14 protein-coding genes, 1 tRNA gene and 1 pseudogene are annotated in these 16,307 nt (G+C 55.6%); 10 read left to right on the top strand and 6 right to left on the bottom strand.

The features are described 5' to 3' along the window. Positions 1–74 precede the first annotated feature (74 nt). From BLW97_RS13785 to BLW97_RS13775, 3 genes are read right to left on the bottom strand one after another with little or no spacing between them, the layout of a single operon-like run. Complete coding sequence (locus BLW97_RS13785) at positions 75–3,167, bottom strand: efflux RND transporter permease subunit (RefSeq protein WP_075323457.1); 3,093 nt, start codon at positions 3,165–3,167, stop codon at positions 75–77. After that, positions 3,164–4,279 carry an efflux RND transporter periplasmic adaptor subunit gene (locus tag BLW97_RS13780; RefSeq protein WP_035210995.1) on the bottom strand — a complete coding sequence of 372 codons (1,116 nt, stop codon included), beginning with the start codon at positions 4,277–4,279 and terminating at the stop codon, positions 3,164–3,166. Before BLW97_RS13780 ends, BLW97_RS13785 begins: the two co-directional genes overlap by 4 nt. After that, complete coding sequence (locus BLW97_RS13775; RefSeq protein ID WP_143214891.1) at positions 4,279–5,709, bottom strand: TolC family protein; 1,431 nt, start codon at positions 5,707–5,709, stop codon at positions 4,279–4,281. Before BLW97_RS13775 ends, BLW97_RS13780 begins: the two co-directional genes overlap by 1 nt. Positions 5,710–5,925: 216 nt before the next feature. On the opposite strand from BLW97_RS13775, the gene BLW97_RS13770 reads away from it, so the two are divergent. The 3 genes from BLW97_RS13770 to BLW97_RS13760 all read left to right on the top strand — a co-directional run bounded on the left by BLW97_RS13770 (position 5,926) and on the right by BLW97_RS13760 (position 8,812). Continuing rightward, positions 5,926–6,471, top strand: coding sequence for a hypothetical protein (locus tag BLW97_RS13770; RefSeq protein WP_024893203.1), 546 nt, complete (start codon positions 5,926–5,928; stop codon positions 6,469–6,471). A 1-nt stretch (position 6,472) separates the two neighbouring features. Continuing rightward, the gene (locus BLW97_RS13765; protein WP_075323456.1) at positions 6,473–7,210 is read left to right on the top strand and encodes a response regulator; all 738 of its coding nucleotides are present in this window, start codon (positions 6,473–6,475) and stop codon (positions 7,208–7,210) included. A 330-nt stretch (positions 7,211–7,540) separates the two neighbouring features. After that, a complete protein-coding gene (locus tag BLW97_RS13760; RefSeq protein ID WP_075323455.1) occupies positions 7,541–8,812 on the top strand; it encodes an ATP-binding protein in 1,272 nt (423 codons plus the stop codon). A gap of 10 nt (positions 8,813–8,822) precedes the next feature. Here the strand turns inward: BLW97_RS13760 and BLW97_RS13755 are convergent, their stop codons facing one another. Continuing rightward, positions 8,823–9,158, bottom strand: coding sequence for a hypothetical protein (locus tag BLW97_RS13755; RefSeq protein ID WP_010639487.1), 336 nt, complete (start codon positions 9,156–9,158; stop codon positions 8,823–8,825). Positions 9,159–9,332: 174 nt separating this feature from the next. Between BLW97_RS13755 and argH the strand changes: the two genes are divergently transcribed. The 6 genes from argH (at position 9,333) to BLW97_RS13725 (ending at position 13,931) form a co-directional block, all read left to right on the top strand. Next, entirely contained in the window at positions 9,333–10,724 is a 1,392-nt protein-coding gene (argH, locus tag BLW97_RS13750) for an argininosuccinate lyase (RefSeq protein ID WP_010639486.1), read from the top strand. Then, positions 10,721–10,903, top strand: a complete 183-nt coding sequence (lptM, locus tag BLW97_RS13745; protein WP_031575481.1) for an LPS translocon maturation chaperone LptM — start codon at positions 10,721–10,723, stop codon at positions 10,901–10,903. The genes argH and lptM overlap by 4 nt, the downstream gene beginning before the upstream one ends. Continuing rightward, positions 10,900–12,135, top strand: coding sequence for a diaminopimelate decarboxylase (lysA, locus tag BLW97_RS13740; RefSeq protein WP_075323454.1), 1,236 nt, complete (start codon positions 10,900–10,902; stop codon positions 12,133–12,135). Before lptM ends, lysA begins: the two co-directional genes overlap by 4 nt. Positions 12,136–12,314: 179 nt before the next feature. After that, positions 12,315–12,860, top strand: a complete 546-nt coding sequence (locus tag BLW97_RS13735; RefSeq protein WP_024893208.1) for a YbhB/YbcL family Raf kinase inhibitor-like protein — start codon at positions 12,315–12,317, stop codon at positions 12,858–12,860. Positions 12,861–12,931: 71 nt separating this feature from the next. After that, positions 12,932–13,007, top strand: a tRNA-Lys gene (locus BLW97_RS13730). A gap of 129 nt (positions 13,008–13,136) precedes the next feature. Further along, positions 13,137–13,931: a substrate-binding domain-containing protein gene (locus BLW97_RS13725; protein WP_077218437.1), complete on the top strand. Its 795-nt coding sequence runs from the start codon at positions 13,137–13,139 to the stop codon at positions 13,929–13,931. A gap of 3 nt (positions 13,932–13,934) precedes the next feature. Here the strand turns inward: BLW97_RS13725 and BLW97_RS13720 are convergent, their stop codons facing one another. Together BLW97_RS13720 and BLW97_RS13715 are read right to left on the bottom strand one after the other, a co-directional pair. Further along, positions 13,935–14,867: a sulfotransferase family protein gene (locus tag BLW97_RS13720; RefSeq protein WP_075323453.1), complete on the bottom strand. Its 933-nt coding sequence runs from the start codon at positions 14,865–14,867 to the stop codon at positions 13,935–13,937. A gap of 318 nt (positions 14,868–15,185) precedes the next feature. Continuing rightward, positions 15,186–16,082: pseudogene (locus BLW97_RS13715) on the bottom strand (LysR substrate-binding domain-containing protein). 131 nt (positions 16,083–16,213) lie between these two features. Here BLW97_RS13715 and BLW97_RS13710 point away from each other — a divergent pair. Next, positions 16,214–16,307 (top strand): helix-turn-helix domain-containing protein (locus tag BLW97_RS13710; RefSeq protein WP_143214894.1); only part of this gene is annotated, 94 nt, incomplete at its 3' end.

The raw sequence follows: 16,307 nt of genomic DNA, 5'->3' as shown, positions 1-16,307 counted from the left end.
GAAACAGGTCCGCGCAGTCTACGGCGCGGACCAAGGTCGCTGCAAAGCTTCCCGCCCAAGCGCCGTTTTGAGGTTTATGGGTGATCCCCGGAAATCGCCGAGCTGCTCTGTGCCGGCTGAGGCTGGCGTCGCCAGCGTCCTTTCCAGTTTTCAAAAAGTACATAAAAAGCGGGAGTGATATACAGGGTCAAAAATTGTGAAACAACAATGCCCCCGGCTACCGCAACACCCAGCGGAACCCGCGATTCTGCACCAGCGCCGATGCCGATGGCGATAGGCAAAATACCCAATACCGCCGCAAGGTTGGTCATCATGATCGGGCGAAACCGGGTAATGCAGGCATCGACAATGGCATCTTCTGCACTGGCACCCTCGCGCCGCCGATGGACGGCAAAATCCACCATGATAATGCCATTTTTCTTGACCAGACCCACGAGCATAATAATGCCCACAAAGCTGAACAAATCCAGTTCCTGATGGAATATCCACAAAGCCAGCAGCGCGCCGAAACCTGCCAGTGGCAAGGCGGTCAGAATGGTCAACGGGTGGATGAAGTCTTCGTAGAGAATGGCCAGAATCGCATAAATCAGGGCGATGGTGGCAAGAAGCAGCAAGGGCAGCGTGTTCGTGGATTGAGAAAAGGCCGCTGCCGAGCCGCCAAACTCACCCTGCACGTTGGCGGGAAGAATTTGTGCGGCAGCCTTTTGCACCCTTTGGGTGGCCTCTCCCAGGGAGACACCGGGGGCCAGATTGAAGGAAATGGTGACACTGGGCAGGCCATCATAATGACTGATACTCAAGGGCCCTACGCCATAGGCAAAATGGGCGATGGCTGCCAGGGGGACCAGACCGGCAGTACCGGGAATGGTAATTGCCGAAAGGGCTCCCAGATTTTCCTGAAACTTTCGCTCCAGATCCAGAATGACCTCGTACTGGTTGGTGGAGGCATAAATGGTGCCAACCTGGGTGCCACCGAAGGCAAAGTTGAGGGCCTGCTCAATACCTTGGGGTGTTACCCCGAGGGCCTGGGCACGTTGGTGCATTACATGGACCTCGATTTCGGGATTGGCGAGCTGCAGATCACTATTGACGGCCTGGAGTCCCGGCACTTTGCGCAGGGCTTTTACCAAATGGGGGACTGCTTCGTTGAGACTGTCCTGATCTTCGCTCTGGAGAATGTATTGGTAGTGAGACTGCGACGATACCGGCCCCATCTGAATGGCTGGAGGCAACTGGAAGCTGGCCTCGACACCATTAAAGTGACTGACAATTTGGCGTAACTGGATGATGACCTGCTCTCCGGAAGCTCTTTGTCCCAGGGGCTTCAGACGGATAATCAGGCGTCCGGTATTGGCGGACCCGAAAGCGCCCGCTCCCTGCCCGGCACTGGACATGACCGCCTGTACGGCCTTGTTGTGACCTACGGCCGTGGCGATACGTTGCTGGGTATCTTCCAGTTGACTGAAGGAAATACCCTGAGGGTACTCCAGATTGCCCATGATCATGCCGCTGTCTTCGCTGGGAATGAACCCTTTAGGCAGAATGACGAACAGGCCGATCATGCCCAGCAGACTGAGCAGTGCAGCTATATACACCCAGCCGCGATGCTGCATGGTTTTGCGCAAACTGCGTCCATACCAGTTGCGCAGCCGCGAGAAGCCCGACTCAAAGCGGCTGGGACTATGATGTTTTACCCGCAAATAACGGGCGCAGAGCATGGGGGTCAGGGTCAGCGAGACCAGTCCGGACATGAGGATGACGATGGCTATCGTGACCCCGAACTCCCGGAACAAACGACCAATAATGCCACCCATAACCAGAAAGGGCAGGAACACCACAGCTAGCGAAAGCGTCATGGAAATGACGGTAAAACCAATTTCCCGGCTGCCGGTAATGGCCGCATGGAAAGGTTCTTCACCATTTTCTTCGTGGCGGGTGATATTTTCGAGCATGACCACGGCGTCATCCACCACAAATCCGACGGCCAAAGTCAGGGCCAGCAGGGTCAGGGTGTTCAGGGTGTAGCCCAGCTCGTAGATAATGGCGAAAGTGGCCAAAATGGAAGTTGGAATGGCTACTGCCCCAATCAGGGTGGGGCTACCCCGGCGCAGGAACAGCCAGAGCACGCCCGCTACCAGCAGGGAAGCCAGAAGCAAGGTGATTTCCACTTCTTCCACGGCGGAGCGGATATAGTCCGCCTTGTCATAAACCACCGTCATTTTCGCCCCGCCGGGCAGACTGGCAGCAAGCGTCGGCAGGCGCTTGCCGATGGCATCGGAAATGGCGACCGTATCGGCGTCGGGCTGACGGACGACCGCCAGAATCAGGGCGCGCTGGTTACCAATCCAGCTGGCAATCTGGTCATTATCCACCCCATTGCGCACCTGAGCGATGTCGGAAAGGGGGACTACAGCGCCGTTGGCAAAAGTTACGGGCATGTTGGCAAAAGCCTGGGCGTCCTGTAGCTGACCATGAACATTCACCGCGTAATTACGGACGGCGCCCAGAACCGTTCCCTGGGGTAAATTCACATTGTGATTGTTGATGGCCGTGCTGAGATCCTGCAGGGAAATACCATGCGCCTGCATGGCAAATGGATTGGCATGAATGCGTACGGCGTAATTCTGCTCACCAAATATTTGCACCTGCGCTACCCCGGGAATCCCGGAAATGGCTGGCACCACCTTGTCTACTGCGTACTCATTGAGCTTGTAGATGGGCATATTGGGTGCGGAAAGGGCGATGAATTCGATGGGGGCCGCAGAAGGATTCAGCTGTTTGACAAAAGGCAGGCTGGTCATGCCGGGTGGCAACAGATGACTGGCCTGGGTGACGGCATTGGATACATTCTGGGTGGCTACGTCGATATTCTGGCTGAGATCAAACTGCAGAATGATGCGTGTGGAACCCTGATTATTCACGGAACTCATCGAAGACAGTCCGGGAATGGAAGAAAACTGTTTTTCGAGAGGCGTGGCGACGGCACTGGCCATGGTCTGAGGGCTGGCGCCAGGCAAACTGGCCGATACCATGACGGTTGGGAAATCGACGCTGGGCAGGAGGGCGACGGGCAGATTGGTAAAGGCAAAAATGCCGTAAATCACCAGCCCGAGAATGATGATAACGGTCATCACCGGGCGCCGGATGAATAACGCCGAGAAATTCACGAGGGGCTACCTTGATGCTGCTGCTTGGTAGAGTGCCCGGCCGCACCGGTTTGTACGGCGGCACCGGGATATAGTCGCGCCGGGAGCGGGAAAATGACCCGGGTTTGGGGCGTAATACCACTGATCACCGCCTTTTTTCCTGTTTCCCAGAGAACCTGAATGGCCTTGTCCGTTGCTTTGCCCTGTTCGACGGTATAAACGAAAGGACCGGAACTACCCTGCTGCACAGCTCCTACGGGCAGAACCAGAGCATTAGCGATGTGCTGGACCGGCATTTGCACCAGCACGTACTGACCCGGCCAGAGTTTATGGTTGGTATTGGGTACCGTGACCTGCAGGCTGACCGTGGCGGTGCTGGCGCTGACGGTGTTATCAATAAAAGTCAGCTTGCCTTGAGCCAGTAGGGTCCCGCCTTTTTCTTCCTGGATGGGCAGGTTGGTGTTTTGGGATTGTGCCTGTCTGGCGGCCCCCAGTTGTGCTTGAGGAACACTGAAGTTGATGGTGATGGGGTTGATTTCATTGATGGTGGTTAATTGGGTTTGATTGGCGACCACCAGATTCCCGGCTTTGACCAGCGCCAAGCCGATGCGACCATTGATAGGTGCGGTAATCCTGGTGTAAGACAGATTAATCCGAGCCTGCTGAACAGCAGCTTGATCCTCGGCCACCTGAGCCGCCGCCGCCTGCGCCTGGGAAACCGCCTGGTCAAAACTCTGGCGGGTAATAAAATCTTTTTCCGCCAGGGGGCGATCCTGATCAACCAGATTGCGGTTGTAGCGGGCAGTAGCCTGATCAGCAGCCAGTTTGGCCAGAGCCTGGGCAAGCTCCGCTCGGGTTTGAGCTGGATCAATGGTAAACAGGGTTTGACCCTTGCTGACCATGGCCCCCTGCGTGAAAGAGATGTTTTGTAGCAGTCCCGAAGTCTGGGGAATGACGGTGACGGTCTGGATAGGCGTCACGGTTCCAAGATAACCGACGTAGTGGGTCATATTTTCTTGGGTCGGAGTGGTCAACTGTACCTGAAGCGGAGGCATTTCATGGCGGGCTTTGCCCTGACAGCCCGTCAGACCCAAGGTAACAGCGGTCAGAAGAAAAATAAGGGGATAACGCATCACGGTTGTTGTGCTCCCAAAGGCATGCCCACGGCCTGACTGAGTTGCGCCAGTGCCACGTAACTGCTGACCAGATTTTGAATGAGGGTGTAACGCGCCTGCGCCAGGGTGGATTCTGCCAGTAACACATCCTGGATGGTGGCTTGCCCAACGCGATATTGTGCCTGTACTACTTCCAGAGCTTTGTCGGCGTTTTGCAGACCACTGCGAGCTCCTGGCCATGCTGCCGTCGCACCCTGAAAATTATGATAATCCTGCCAGACTGTACTTTCGGTGCTGTTTCGGCTACCAGCAAGATTGGCTTCAGCCTGATCACGCAAGGCCTCGTTCTGGCGAACCTGATAGTGGTTATTAAAGCCCGTAAACAATGGAACGGTCAGAGTAAAACCAACGGTCCAGGTGTCGCCGGGCCGAAAGCCACCCTGAAACAGGTAGCCATAGGAACTGCTGGCCCCCAGAGTGGGCAAGCCGCTGGCCTCAGCACTCCGCAGATTGGCCTGGGCTGCAGCCACCTGGGCTCGTGCTTCCTGCAAGGCCGGGTTGGCGCTTAGTGCGGATTGCATCAGGGTGTCTGCCGCATCGTGCAGTTGCGGGGGTGTTTGATTGAGTTGCAGCGGGTGAATTTTCAGAACGGTTTTGGGGCTCAGGCCGAGGGTGCTGGCCAATACGCCCTGACTGCTACGCAGGGTCTGCTGTTGGGCGGCAAGGGTGGATTGTGACTGAGCCATGGCCGCCCGCGCCTGATACAAGGCTCCAACTGTTGCTTGACCGGCGCGGTGCATAACTTCTGCGGCTTCCAGGTTTTTCTGATTTTCGGCAACGGTTTTTTCATCGGCAAGGAGCAGGGACTGGTTGCCGAGCACCTGATAATAGGCCTGGGCCACGCTGAAGGCCACAGATTGGATTTCCTGATTCTGGGTGAAGCCGGCTACCCATTCCTGGGCTTTTGCCGCATCGGTTTTGGCGGAGCGCAGGCCAAAGTCCCAGAGGGTGTAGCTGAGGGTCAGATTCGGATTGACGCTGTTGCGCGCGGGTACGGTAAAGCCCGCCGTAGAAGCCGACTGGCGACGTGAAGCCGAAGTGCTGAGGGTTAGAGTCGGCAACCAGGCACTTTCTGCTACACCCACTCCTGCTGCTTCGGCACGCAGGGAGTCCCAGGCGGCCGCTGTTTGCGGATTGTGGGCAAGGGCATAGGCGGTCAGTTGCGGCAGGCTCCAGACCTGCTCCTGTTCAGCCTGAGCAAGCGTATGGGCATCGGGTATGGTCGGCAGTTTACTGGGGCCGGTCCACGGCTGTCCGGGTTGCTGGCTGATTCCGCCATCGGTATCAAAGGGATCTGCCAACCAGCCCATCACCCTGGCATCCGCCTGAGTCAGTCCGGTGACCGCCAACAAGACGCCAGTGACGGCGCTTAGCACTTTATGGGGCACGCTCAAGCTCCTCATTCGTGGAGCCTGCATTCTCCTGAAAAAGCGTCAGGGAGGGAAGTAGGTTTTTGTGCAAAATTGTTGTAAAGTGTGAATGGATTCGGTGCCTTATTCACAATTATTGACAATTTGTCGCTGGCAACAGAGGGGGCAAGCCGTTAACGTGTATTCCACGGAAAGGGACGAACCTTTTCCCCCTGAGAGACGAGGAGCAATACAATGTCGAAACTGAAATATGCAGTATCCGGTTTGATGATTGCCGCATTCGGTATGACTGCTTTGCCGGCATTTGCCGAAGATGCACCCCCGCCGCCCATGGCCGGACATGGCCCCATGGAACCGGGGATGATGCATGGCCATCACGGACCCTGGCAGCATGGACCCATGCGTGGCCCCTGGATGCAGAATATGCCCGTTCCCATGTTGATGCCTATTGTCTGGCGACACGCGATTGACCTGAAATTGACCCCGGCACAGGAGAGTGATCTGAAAAATTGGCGGAATACCCAGCGTAAGGATTTTCCGGCCTGGCGTCAGGGCATGATGGCGCATAACAAGGCATTGCGCGATGCTCTCCTCAACGGTGAATCGGGGGCCGCACTGGCACCCCTGAAAGCGGCTGTGGTCAAGGATCATGAAATGATGCTGGATCGGGGTATTGCGCAGGTCCAGTACCTGCACAAAATCCTGACCCCGGTACAATGGCAGACCGTCGTGAAGATGGCGGAGCACAAGGGCCATCGTCCAGGACCCTGGGGTAAATAAAATGGCTGAGAACGGCAAGATACTGCTGGTCGATGATGATCCCAGAGTGCGGACCATGCTGGTCCGCTATTTGGAAGGGCAGGGTTTTGCCGTTCAGGCAGTGGGGTCCGGGGTACAGATGGACCGGCATCTGGAGCGGGAATATTACGATTTGCTGCTTCTGGATGTCATGATGCCCGGCGAAGATGGTTTCAGCATCTGTCGTCGCCTGCGTGCGCAGGAACCTCATCTGCCAATTATCATGCTCACGGCACGGGGCGACCTCAGTGACCGGGTAGAGGGGCTGGATGTGGGCGCCGATGATTATTTGCCCAAGCCTTTTGAACCCCGTGAACTGACGGCCCGTATTCGGGCGGTGTTACGGCGTAGTCAGGAAATCCGGACGGTGGATCCGGCGCCTGGGGCCATAGAATTCGGCCCCTTTCGTCTGGCTCTGGATACGCGCAGCTTGTGGCGGGGAGCGGAAAAAATCTCCCTGACCGATAGCGAGTTTTCCATTTTACATGCCCTCGCCAGTCACGCCTGGCAACCCTTGTCCAGAGAGCGTCTGCTGGCCATGAGTCATGGGAATGAAGAAGTCACTGCGGGATCGCGGGGCGTCGATGTGTTTATTTCCCGGTTGCGGCGCATTGTCGAAACGGATCCGGGTGATCCGCGTTATATACAAACCGTGTGGGGACGCGGCTATGTGCTGGTGCCCGATGGTGGCAATGCTGCTGCGGAGCGGGATGAAACCTAGCACCCCCAGGTTAAACCTAAAAACGGCAGTTGCCGTGGGTGCTTTGCAGCGACTTTTGTTTCGAGCCGTTGTTGTTCTTGGCGATATCCAGCGCCCGTCAGGAGAGCTGTTTGAGCCCGCAGGGCGAGTTCTCTCCTGACAGCAGGATGAGCCTTAGAACAACAGGCAAGGAACAATGGAGCAAAAAGCACCCACGGCAACTGCCGTTTTTAGGCTAAAGGGTTCTTTTTGACGAGGGCATTTTGGGCAAGGCCGGGGCGGTGCTTCTCCGACATCGCGTTCTGTTGGTTCAGAATGTCCTCGTCAAACAGTGCATTGGGATGAAGGATTATGAAAAAAAATCAATTCTGGTGGCCGGATACTCTGTTTAACCGGATGTTTCTGATTATTGCCGGATTGCTCTTTCTGAGTCAGTTAGCGGTTTACTGGTTTTTTAATATTTATCAGGCTAATCCCCAGGCCGAGCATATGGCTCAGAATTGGGCGCAGGTTCTGACCCTCAGCGAAACGCTCAGTCCTGCCCAGCGGACCGCCATTCAGCCGATTTTGTCTCGGCAAGGTTTGCAGGTGTTGCCGGCCAGCGCGATGAGCGGGCGCAATCCCCGAATTCCTCCCTTGGTCAATGCCCTGCAGCAACTCCGGCAGATGGGCTGGCCGGACGCCCTGTTGCGTTTTGATCCGCGCTCCGGGACCTTGTGGTTGCAGACGCATCCCGGTGCGGCTCTGGCTCTGGCCATGCCGATGCCACGTCCGGCAGGCTTACCTCTGCCCTGGTTCAAGCTTGCCGCTATTCTGCTCTTGTCCTGGTTGGGCGCGTATTTGGTGGTGCGCCAGGTTACCCGCCCCCTGACGCGTTTGATGCAGGGCGTAGATCGCTTGCGCAGCGGGGATACCCTGGGGGATTTGCCGGAAGCCGGGCCTGCTGATTTACGGCGTCTGGCGGAAAGGTTCAATCAGACCCTGCGGGACCTGCAGCGTTTGTGGCGAGAGCGGGAAATGGTTCTGGTGGGCGTTTCCCATGATTTGCGGACGCCTCTGACGCGGATGCGTTTAAGTGCGGAGTTTCTGCCAGCTGAGGAAGAAGCCCGGCAGGAAATCATCGACAATATTCAGGAAATGGACAAAGTCATCCATCAGTTCATGGGATATGCGCGCAGCGGCGAACGCGAGCTGCTGGTGGAAACTGATATTGGGAGCTGGTTGCAGCAACTGGTGCTGCGTCAGCAGGCTGAAGTGCGCTGGCATCCTGCGCCTGGTCCTTTGCCGAAATTGGCCATCCAGGAGGTCGGTTTGGCGCGCGCCCTGCAAAATCTGATTGATAATGCTCAGGTGCACGGCGTGGGACCCGTAGATATTTATGCCGAAAAAGTCGGTCAGCAGATGCTGATCCGGGTGCGGGATCATGGTTCAGGGATTGCCGAATCCCAGCTACAAAGTGTACGGGCCCCTTTCGCCCAGGCGGGTAAGGGCGGTGGGATTGGTCTGGGCCTGGCCATAGTCGAACGGGTCATGGCCTACCATAACGGTCAGTTGAATTTGTACAATGCCCCTGATGGCGGCCTGGTTGCCGAACTGGTCCTGCCCTTGCGTCAGCCGTACTGAACCGATCTGTTCAGGGTGTCGGCTTTTGCGCCGGGCACAACTTGCGGAGATTGGCTTCGGCGGAAGGGCTGAGATCGTGCCAGGCAATATTGCCGCATTTGCCACTGAGGGGGCCTTGCAGAGAACCTTCCTGAGAAATGGTTTTTCCCACCGGAAAGTCGGCCACGGACACTGTAGACACTGTTGGTGCCGCGAGTTTTACGGCGGCGGCCGCTTCAGCTGCTTTTTGGGTCCGTTGGACCGATTGCTTATGCTGCCAAAAGAAAAAAGCCAAAACGGCGATCAGCAGCACAATAATGACCACGATCAGCCAGCGCCAGCTTTGGGATGATTGCTCTTGTTTCATTGCTTCGGTCCCTCTCGGTGTTCAGCAGACTAACTGTAGCAAGGCATCGGCTGTTTTGCCAAAGTTGCTGCAAAGCCTCCGGGCCAACTGCTGTTTTTAGCGGGAAGAATGGGGCAATGCTGGCGTAAGCGCTGGGGTTTTCGTTATAGTCGCGGGCAGAAAGGAGGTGCAGGCATGAGTGAAAAAATGTGGGGCGGGCGCTTCGCTGCAGGTACGGATAGTTTGGTGGAAGCCTTCACGGCATCCATTCAGGTGGACAGCCGGTTATATGCGGAGGATATCCGAGGTTCGCAAGCCCATGCCCGCATGTTGGGGCGGGTTGGCGTGCTGACCGCCAGCGAGGTGGAAGCCATTGTCGCCGGACTGCAGCAGGTGGAGCAGGAAATTGCCGAACAGCGCCTGCCATTTGTCGACAGCCTCGAAGATATTCACATGCATGTTGAATCCCGTTTGACCGAAATCATCGGGGACGTAGGGAAAAAGCTGCACACGGGCCGTTCCCGCAATGATCAGGTGGCCACCGATCTGCGCCTCTATACCCGCTCCTGTGTGGATGATCTGGTCGCCGCTTTGCGCCATCTGCAGGGAGTATTTGTGGACCTGGCCGAGCGCGAGGTGGAAACCATCCTGCCCGGCCTGACCCATATGCAGGTGGCGCAGCCGGTCAGCTTCGGCCACCATTGCATGGCCTATGTTGAAATGTTTCAGCGCGATGCCCAGCGTCTCCAGGACGCCCGCAAACGAGTTAATGTACTGCCTCTGGGTGCAGCGGCTCTGGCAGGTACCACTTTCCCGATTGATCGTTGGGATGTGGCGCGGCAACTGGGTTTTGATGCCGTCGCGGAAAACAGCCTGGACGCCGTTTCCGACCGGGATTTTGTCATGGAAGTGCTGGCTGATCTGGCCATGATTGCCGTCCATTTATCGCGTTTATGCGAAGAATTGATTTTGTGGATGTCCGCACCTTTTGGCTTCATTGATCTCCCGGACAGTTTTTGTACGGGTTCCAGCATTATGCCCCAGAAGAAAAATCCGGATGTGGCGGAAATCATTCGTGGCAAAAGCGGTCGGGTAGTCGGTGATCTGGTCGCCATGCTGGTGCTGATGAAGGGCCAGCCCCTGACTTACAATCGGGACAATCAGGAAGACAAGGAAACTTTTTTTGATGCGCTGGATCAGGTGCGGGCCAGCGTCGAAATCATGGGTCGCATGTTGCCGGGCCTGCAAACCCGCCCCGCAGTTATGCGCGCCCAGGCAGAACGAGGTTATGCCACGGCTACGGATCTGGCCGATTACCTGGTGCGTAAAAGTTTGCCTTTCCGTGATGCGCATGCGGTGGTGGGTAAAGCCGTGCGTCTCGCCCAGGATCGCAATATAGGCCTGGAAGCCATGCCCTTGCCTGACTTGCAGGCCCTGTCCCCGCTTATTACCGAAGAGGTTTATCAGGTGCTGACCCTGGAGGGTTCGCTTGCGGCCCGTAATCATCTCGGCGGAACGGCCCCTGATCAGGTGCGGGCGGCTATCGCCCGTGCCCGTGCGCGCCTGGCTGAGGAGCAGTCTGCATGAAATCCCTGGCCGCTGTGGTCTTCGTCTGGGTGTTGGTCCTCGGTCTGGCGGGCTGTGGACGGAAGACGCCACTGAGTCTGCCGCCACCCCCTCCGGCACATCCTGCCGCCAATACGGCTGTCGCGCCAGCACCAATCAGCCCGACCAGCAGTGCCACGGGGAGTGCTGCGCGGCCATGAATCCCTTCCATTACCATCAGGGAGACTTGTACTGCGAGGATTTATCCCTCGCCACCATTGCCCGGCATTATGATACTCCCTGCTATGTATATTCCGGGGCGGCGCTGCGCGAACGCTACCATTCCTTCAGTAACGCACTGGGTGACGGCACGCAGGTGTGTTATGCCGTCAAAGCCAACAGTAATCTCGCGGTGCTGCGTTTATTTGCTGAAATGGGTGCCGGTTTTGACATTGTTTCGGGCGGAGAACTGGAACGGGTGCTGCGTGCCGGAGGTGCAGCGGAGAAAATCATTTTTTCGGGCGTAGGTAAGTCTGCTGATGAAATTCGTGCCGCCCTGTCTGCCGGCATTGCCTGTCTCAATGTGGAGTCTGCTGCAGAGTTGTGGCGGATTGCCGATATTGCTGCTGATATGGGCCTGCGCGCGCCCATTGCCCTGCGCGTGAATCCGGATGTAGACCCCGGCACCCATGCGTACATTGCCACCGGCCTTAAGGAAAGCAAGTTCGGGATCCCCATGGATGCTGCGCGGACTCTCTACCTGGAGGCCGCAAAACATCCTGCTCTGGAGCTCAAGGGCATAGCCTGTCATATCGGATCTCAATTACTTAATCTTGCGCCCCTCGGCGAAGCGGTGACGCGGGTGCGTGCCCTCTATGCAGACCTCTCTGCCCAGGGCCTTACCCTGGAGCATCTGGATCTCGGGGGGGGGGTGGGTATTCGTTATCACGATGAGAACCCGCCCAGTCCTGCGGATTATGCGGAGGTTCTCAACCAGGCCCTGCAGGGCCTGGCCGTCAAAAGGGCGGTAGAGCTGGGCCGGGCCCTGGTGGGGAATGCAGGGGTTCTGCTGACTAGGGTGGAATACCTCAAGGATAATGGCAGCAAGCAGTTTTGTGTGGTGGATGCCGCCATGAATGATTTGTTGCGCCCCGCTCTTTATGGGGCCTGGCACGATATTTTGCCACTCCGCCAGGATGCGGCAGCCGGGCAGGTCATGGATGTGGTTGGGCCGATCTGCGAAAGCGGCGACTTCATCGCCAAGGACCGCCCCGTTAGTGCGGAGGCAGGACAGTTGTTGGCCATTATGGGTGCCGGTGCGTACGGCTTTGCCATGAGTAGCAACTACAATACCCGGCCCCGGCCCCCGGAGGTGCTGGTCCATGGTCATCAACATCGCCTCATTCGGCGACGGGAAAACTGGGATGATCTGATGGGCATGGAGCTCCCCTGACCCCAATTCATTGTCCAGGGCTTGGTGTTTGATCTGCACCATGACTTGCCCTGCGGCCATCGCGAGTGCTCATTTTCTGCTATCGTTATATAAAGTTGGTTGTTTTTTTTGCGGGCGAAGTGATTGCACCGTTTGTCGATGTTTTGGCCAGCAGCCCGCACGTCAGTGAGGAGGCAGACATGGCAGCAGAAATGAAAGTATTCAGTACCGGAATTGATCCAGAAGACTGGATTCCCAAACGTTTCGCCCATCCTGGTGAAGGCAGGACCCCGTCCATTTTTTGGCAACATCTTCCCCCCAACACCAAGAGTCTGGTGTTGCTCATGGAACATCGGGAGGCCGAATCGGGGCAACGAGTACATTGGTTGCTCTACGATATTTCTCCAACGATCGAAGGTTTACACGAGGGGGGTCCTCTCCCCGATGGCATCCTCACCGGACGCAACAGTTTCGGGACGTTGGGTTATCGCCCCCCTGAGGCAGCGGCTGATCACCAGTTGCAGCATTATGATTTCCTGCTGCTGGCGACGGACAAAGCCACACTGGGTCTGGCCGAAGGGGCTGATTGGGAGGCGGTAAAGGCGAGATTGCATACGCCAGGCCATGACGCCGACCAGCTTGGCCCGCCCCCTGCCGCAGATCCGCGTGCCCGTGAAATGCACAGTTTGGGGCATGTGCTGGATCATGCCGAATTCTCAGGGCATTTCGCGCTGGATAATCCTTGACTTGACCGAAGCTGCTCCACCGCTGATAATACGCGGCCTTGACGCTGTTCTGGTGTCATTTGCGTATGTATGGGAATGTAGCTCAGTCGGTAGAGCAGCGGCCTTTTAAGCCGTGGGTCGCGGGTTCGAATCCCGCCGTTCCCACCATTAAAAACAATATGCTGCAAAATAAAGCAATCCCGCAATTTTTTGGTTTCCCGGTTTTGGTCCCCTTTTGTTAGATGATATGCGTGCTGGCGCTGTTTATCTAAGTTGCCTTCTGAAAGAGGAAAAAATATGAATTGTGGTCATCATGGATTTCGTGGATTGTTTTTGAAATGCTTTTATATTATTGGCTGTGTAGGTTTACTGTTTACCAGCAGTTCGGCTTGGGCGAAACAGCTGGAATTGCATGTTTATGGTCCAGGTGGACCATTACCTGCCATGAAGATGGCCGCGCAGGCGTTCTCCAAGAGTCACCGGATCAAGATACTGGTTGAGGCGGGTCCCATTGAGAAATGGCGGGATCAGGCCATGGCTAACGGCGATCTCATCTATAGCGGATCTGAGAACATGATGACCAGCTATTTGCAGGGACTTCCCGACCTTGTGGACGTAAAAACCATTATCCCCGCTTATTTACGACCAGCGGCCATCCTCGTCCATCCGGGTAACCCGCTGCACATCAAAAACTTTCGGGATCTCCTAAAACCGGGAGTGAGGGTGATGGTGGTACAGGGCGCAGGGCAAACAGGTCTGTGGGAGGATATTGCTGGCAAGAATGGTAACCTGAATACTATTCGGCGCCTGCGCGCCAACATCGTTTATTTTGCCCCCAACAGTGCGGAAGCTCTGCAACGCTGGACGAGGACCAACCCCCCTGACGCCTGGATTATCTACAACATCTGGCAGATTGCACATCCGCAGGTCGCCGATTTGGTGCCTCTGGGCCCGCGTCATATTCTCTACCGTGACATGGACATTTCGCTCACTAAACAGGGCAAAAATAATCATGAGGCGCAGGCTTTTTATCACTTCCTCCTTTCCAGGAAGGGTGCGGCTATTTTCAAAAAGTATGGCTGGAGTGACTGATTTTTACCAGGAAGAGCGCAGCGCTGGCATTTTTTGTCCCAATAAGGTTTCCAGTTTTTCAATATCCGGTGCGTAAATTTGTTCCAGATACTGACGTGCAGCCGGATCTATCTGCGGTTTGGAAGCGGTTTTCAGGATCAGATTCTGATATAGCCACCATTGCAGCTTTCTGGGCATCAGATGATAACCAATCCAGCGGGCTAGCGGGCTGGATGCGCAACGCCGCGACCAGTTCCCCCGGGGGGCCTTGAAGCCATTGTGCACCTGGTCTACATCCATTTCCTGAAAGGGTGCAGGGTCAATATGCAAGTGAGCAGCTACGCGCTTTAGAGTCTGTTCAGGCGCATTCACCAGATCGTCAAATTGCAGGACCAGTACCTGATCCTCACCAAAAATTTGCAGATAGCGCTGCACCTGATCGTGATATAAGCCAAGATCCACATACAGTCGGGACACACCCCAGCCTTTTTCACTTTGCGCAAAATCCCCCTGGAGTAACTCTACTGAAAAAGGAAGATCCACAAGACCCTCACGAAAATCCATCAGGTAGTGGGAGTGGGCGCGGCTGACCGGGTCGCGCAATAAAATGATAATACGGGCATCGGGGGCGACGTCATGAATGCGTGCTGGAGCTTCCGGATACCAGAGGTTGGAAGTACTGGCATCACCAATGGCCGGAAAGTCTCCGGCATTTTCGTAAAGATGCAGGTAGGCATGTTCTTCACTAATGTGTTCAATGAGATGCCGTTGTTCTGGCTTGGGCTGAATCCGGGCAAAATAGTGTGGTTCTTTAAAGGCCGGTAAAAATACCTCGGGATGCCCGCGAAGGTGACGATACATAGAGGTGGTGCCACCTTTCACTGTTCCGGTAATAAAAAAATTGGGCCAGAGGGCATGGCTGACGGAATTTAGGCGGGAAGGGACTGAACTGGACAAATCAACTCCTTGACTGAAGGTTGGTGTTGCATCCGAAGCTGTAAGCCCGGCGAACTCGTCCCAGTATAGCATTTCCTGTCTCTATCGTGCCTGAAGCAGCTAACGGGGTGACTGCCCTGCTGGCTACCATGACGCACAAAAACCCTTCAGGAAAGCAGATACTCCGGCATTTCAGGGCAAATTTCTGGTCATGATGCGCAAATACGCTTTTTGTGCGCAGGTGCTTAAATTCTCCGCTTCATGCAAGCGCGCTCTAACCCATGCGTCGGCTTTTTCTGCATTATCTTTGGCGGCAATCAGGTTTTCCCAGTCTTTTGCTCAGGTTAAATTCTCAGGGTTTTCGATCATCTCAAGAAATTTCTGGAGCATTATCGAGCGCCGGTCAGGTTGTGGTGCGGCCATGAAATTCAGGCAGACCATCTGGTGGCTTTCCAGCGTGGCGGTAGCTACCTGCCAGTCGGAGCGTTTGTCTAACACTCTTTTGCTCATGAAGCCGATGCCCAGGTTGGCATTGATCATCGTGCCTACCGATTCAATATCGGCTACTTCGATAAAATGCCTGGGGACGATGCCACGGCGGCGAAATTCCTTTTCTATGGCGCCGCGTACAGCAGAACCCGGTTCGCGCCAAATAATGGGATAACTTTCCAACTCCTCAAAGGAAACATTTTGGCGTCCGGCTAGAGGATGCTGCAAGGGAGTGGCAATGACAATTTCATTATCCTGCTAGGGTACGCTTTCAAAATAATCAGGAAGTTCCGGGAGGTCACTGTCGCCTTCATAAAAAAACACATCCACTTCCCCCGCCGCTGCATCTTTCCAGTATCGTTCGCCACTTTTGATGTAGAGATTGATCCCCGGATATTGCTGTCTGAATCGGGTTAGAAAAGGGGGTAAATAATAATTGGCAATGAGGCTGGTAGAAACAATATTGAGTTCTCCTTCCATGAGGCGCTGACGACGCCTGATAATACTGTCAATATCGCGCAGGACGCGGCGTAGGCGTTCAATGTCGGGAATGAGCACGGCCCCCGCCTGAGTGAGCTTTACCCCATTGATTTCACGCGTATAAAGAGGCTCTCCGACCAGTTCGGTCAGTTTTCTCAGGCGTTCGGAAATGGCCGATTGGCCCCGATGTAAATGCTCGGCGGCCGCACTGATGCTACCGTGCTCGGCTATGGCCAGTAGGGAAAGAAGTTGTTCGTCATCTGCCATTATCGATTTCTCCGATAAAGTTACCAATAAAATACATTTGCTATGATGTCTGGTGTATCCGTATGTTTAAACCCTGGCGCGCTCTAAAATGAAGTGCAACACCTCTGGTCGAAGGCAGACGGAGGTGAGAGATGGCCAGAAAATACAGGCAATTGTTGCCCGATCAGCGAAACCAGATACAGCGTGGATTGAATCAGGGGCTGAGTATTCGTGGCATTGCCAGGC

Source organism: Acidithiobacillus albertensis (genome assembly GCF_001931655.1).
Lineage (GTDB): Bacteria > Pseudomonadota > Gammaproteobacteria > Acidithiobacillales > Acidithiobacillaceae > Acidithiobacillus > Acidithiobacillus thiooxidans.
The sequence above is the reverse complement of the archived record's forward strand: the minus strand, read 5'-3'. Positions and strand labels throughout refer to the sequence as shown.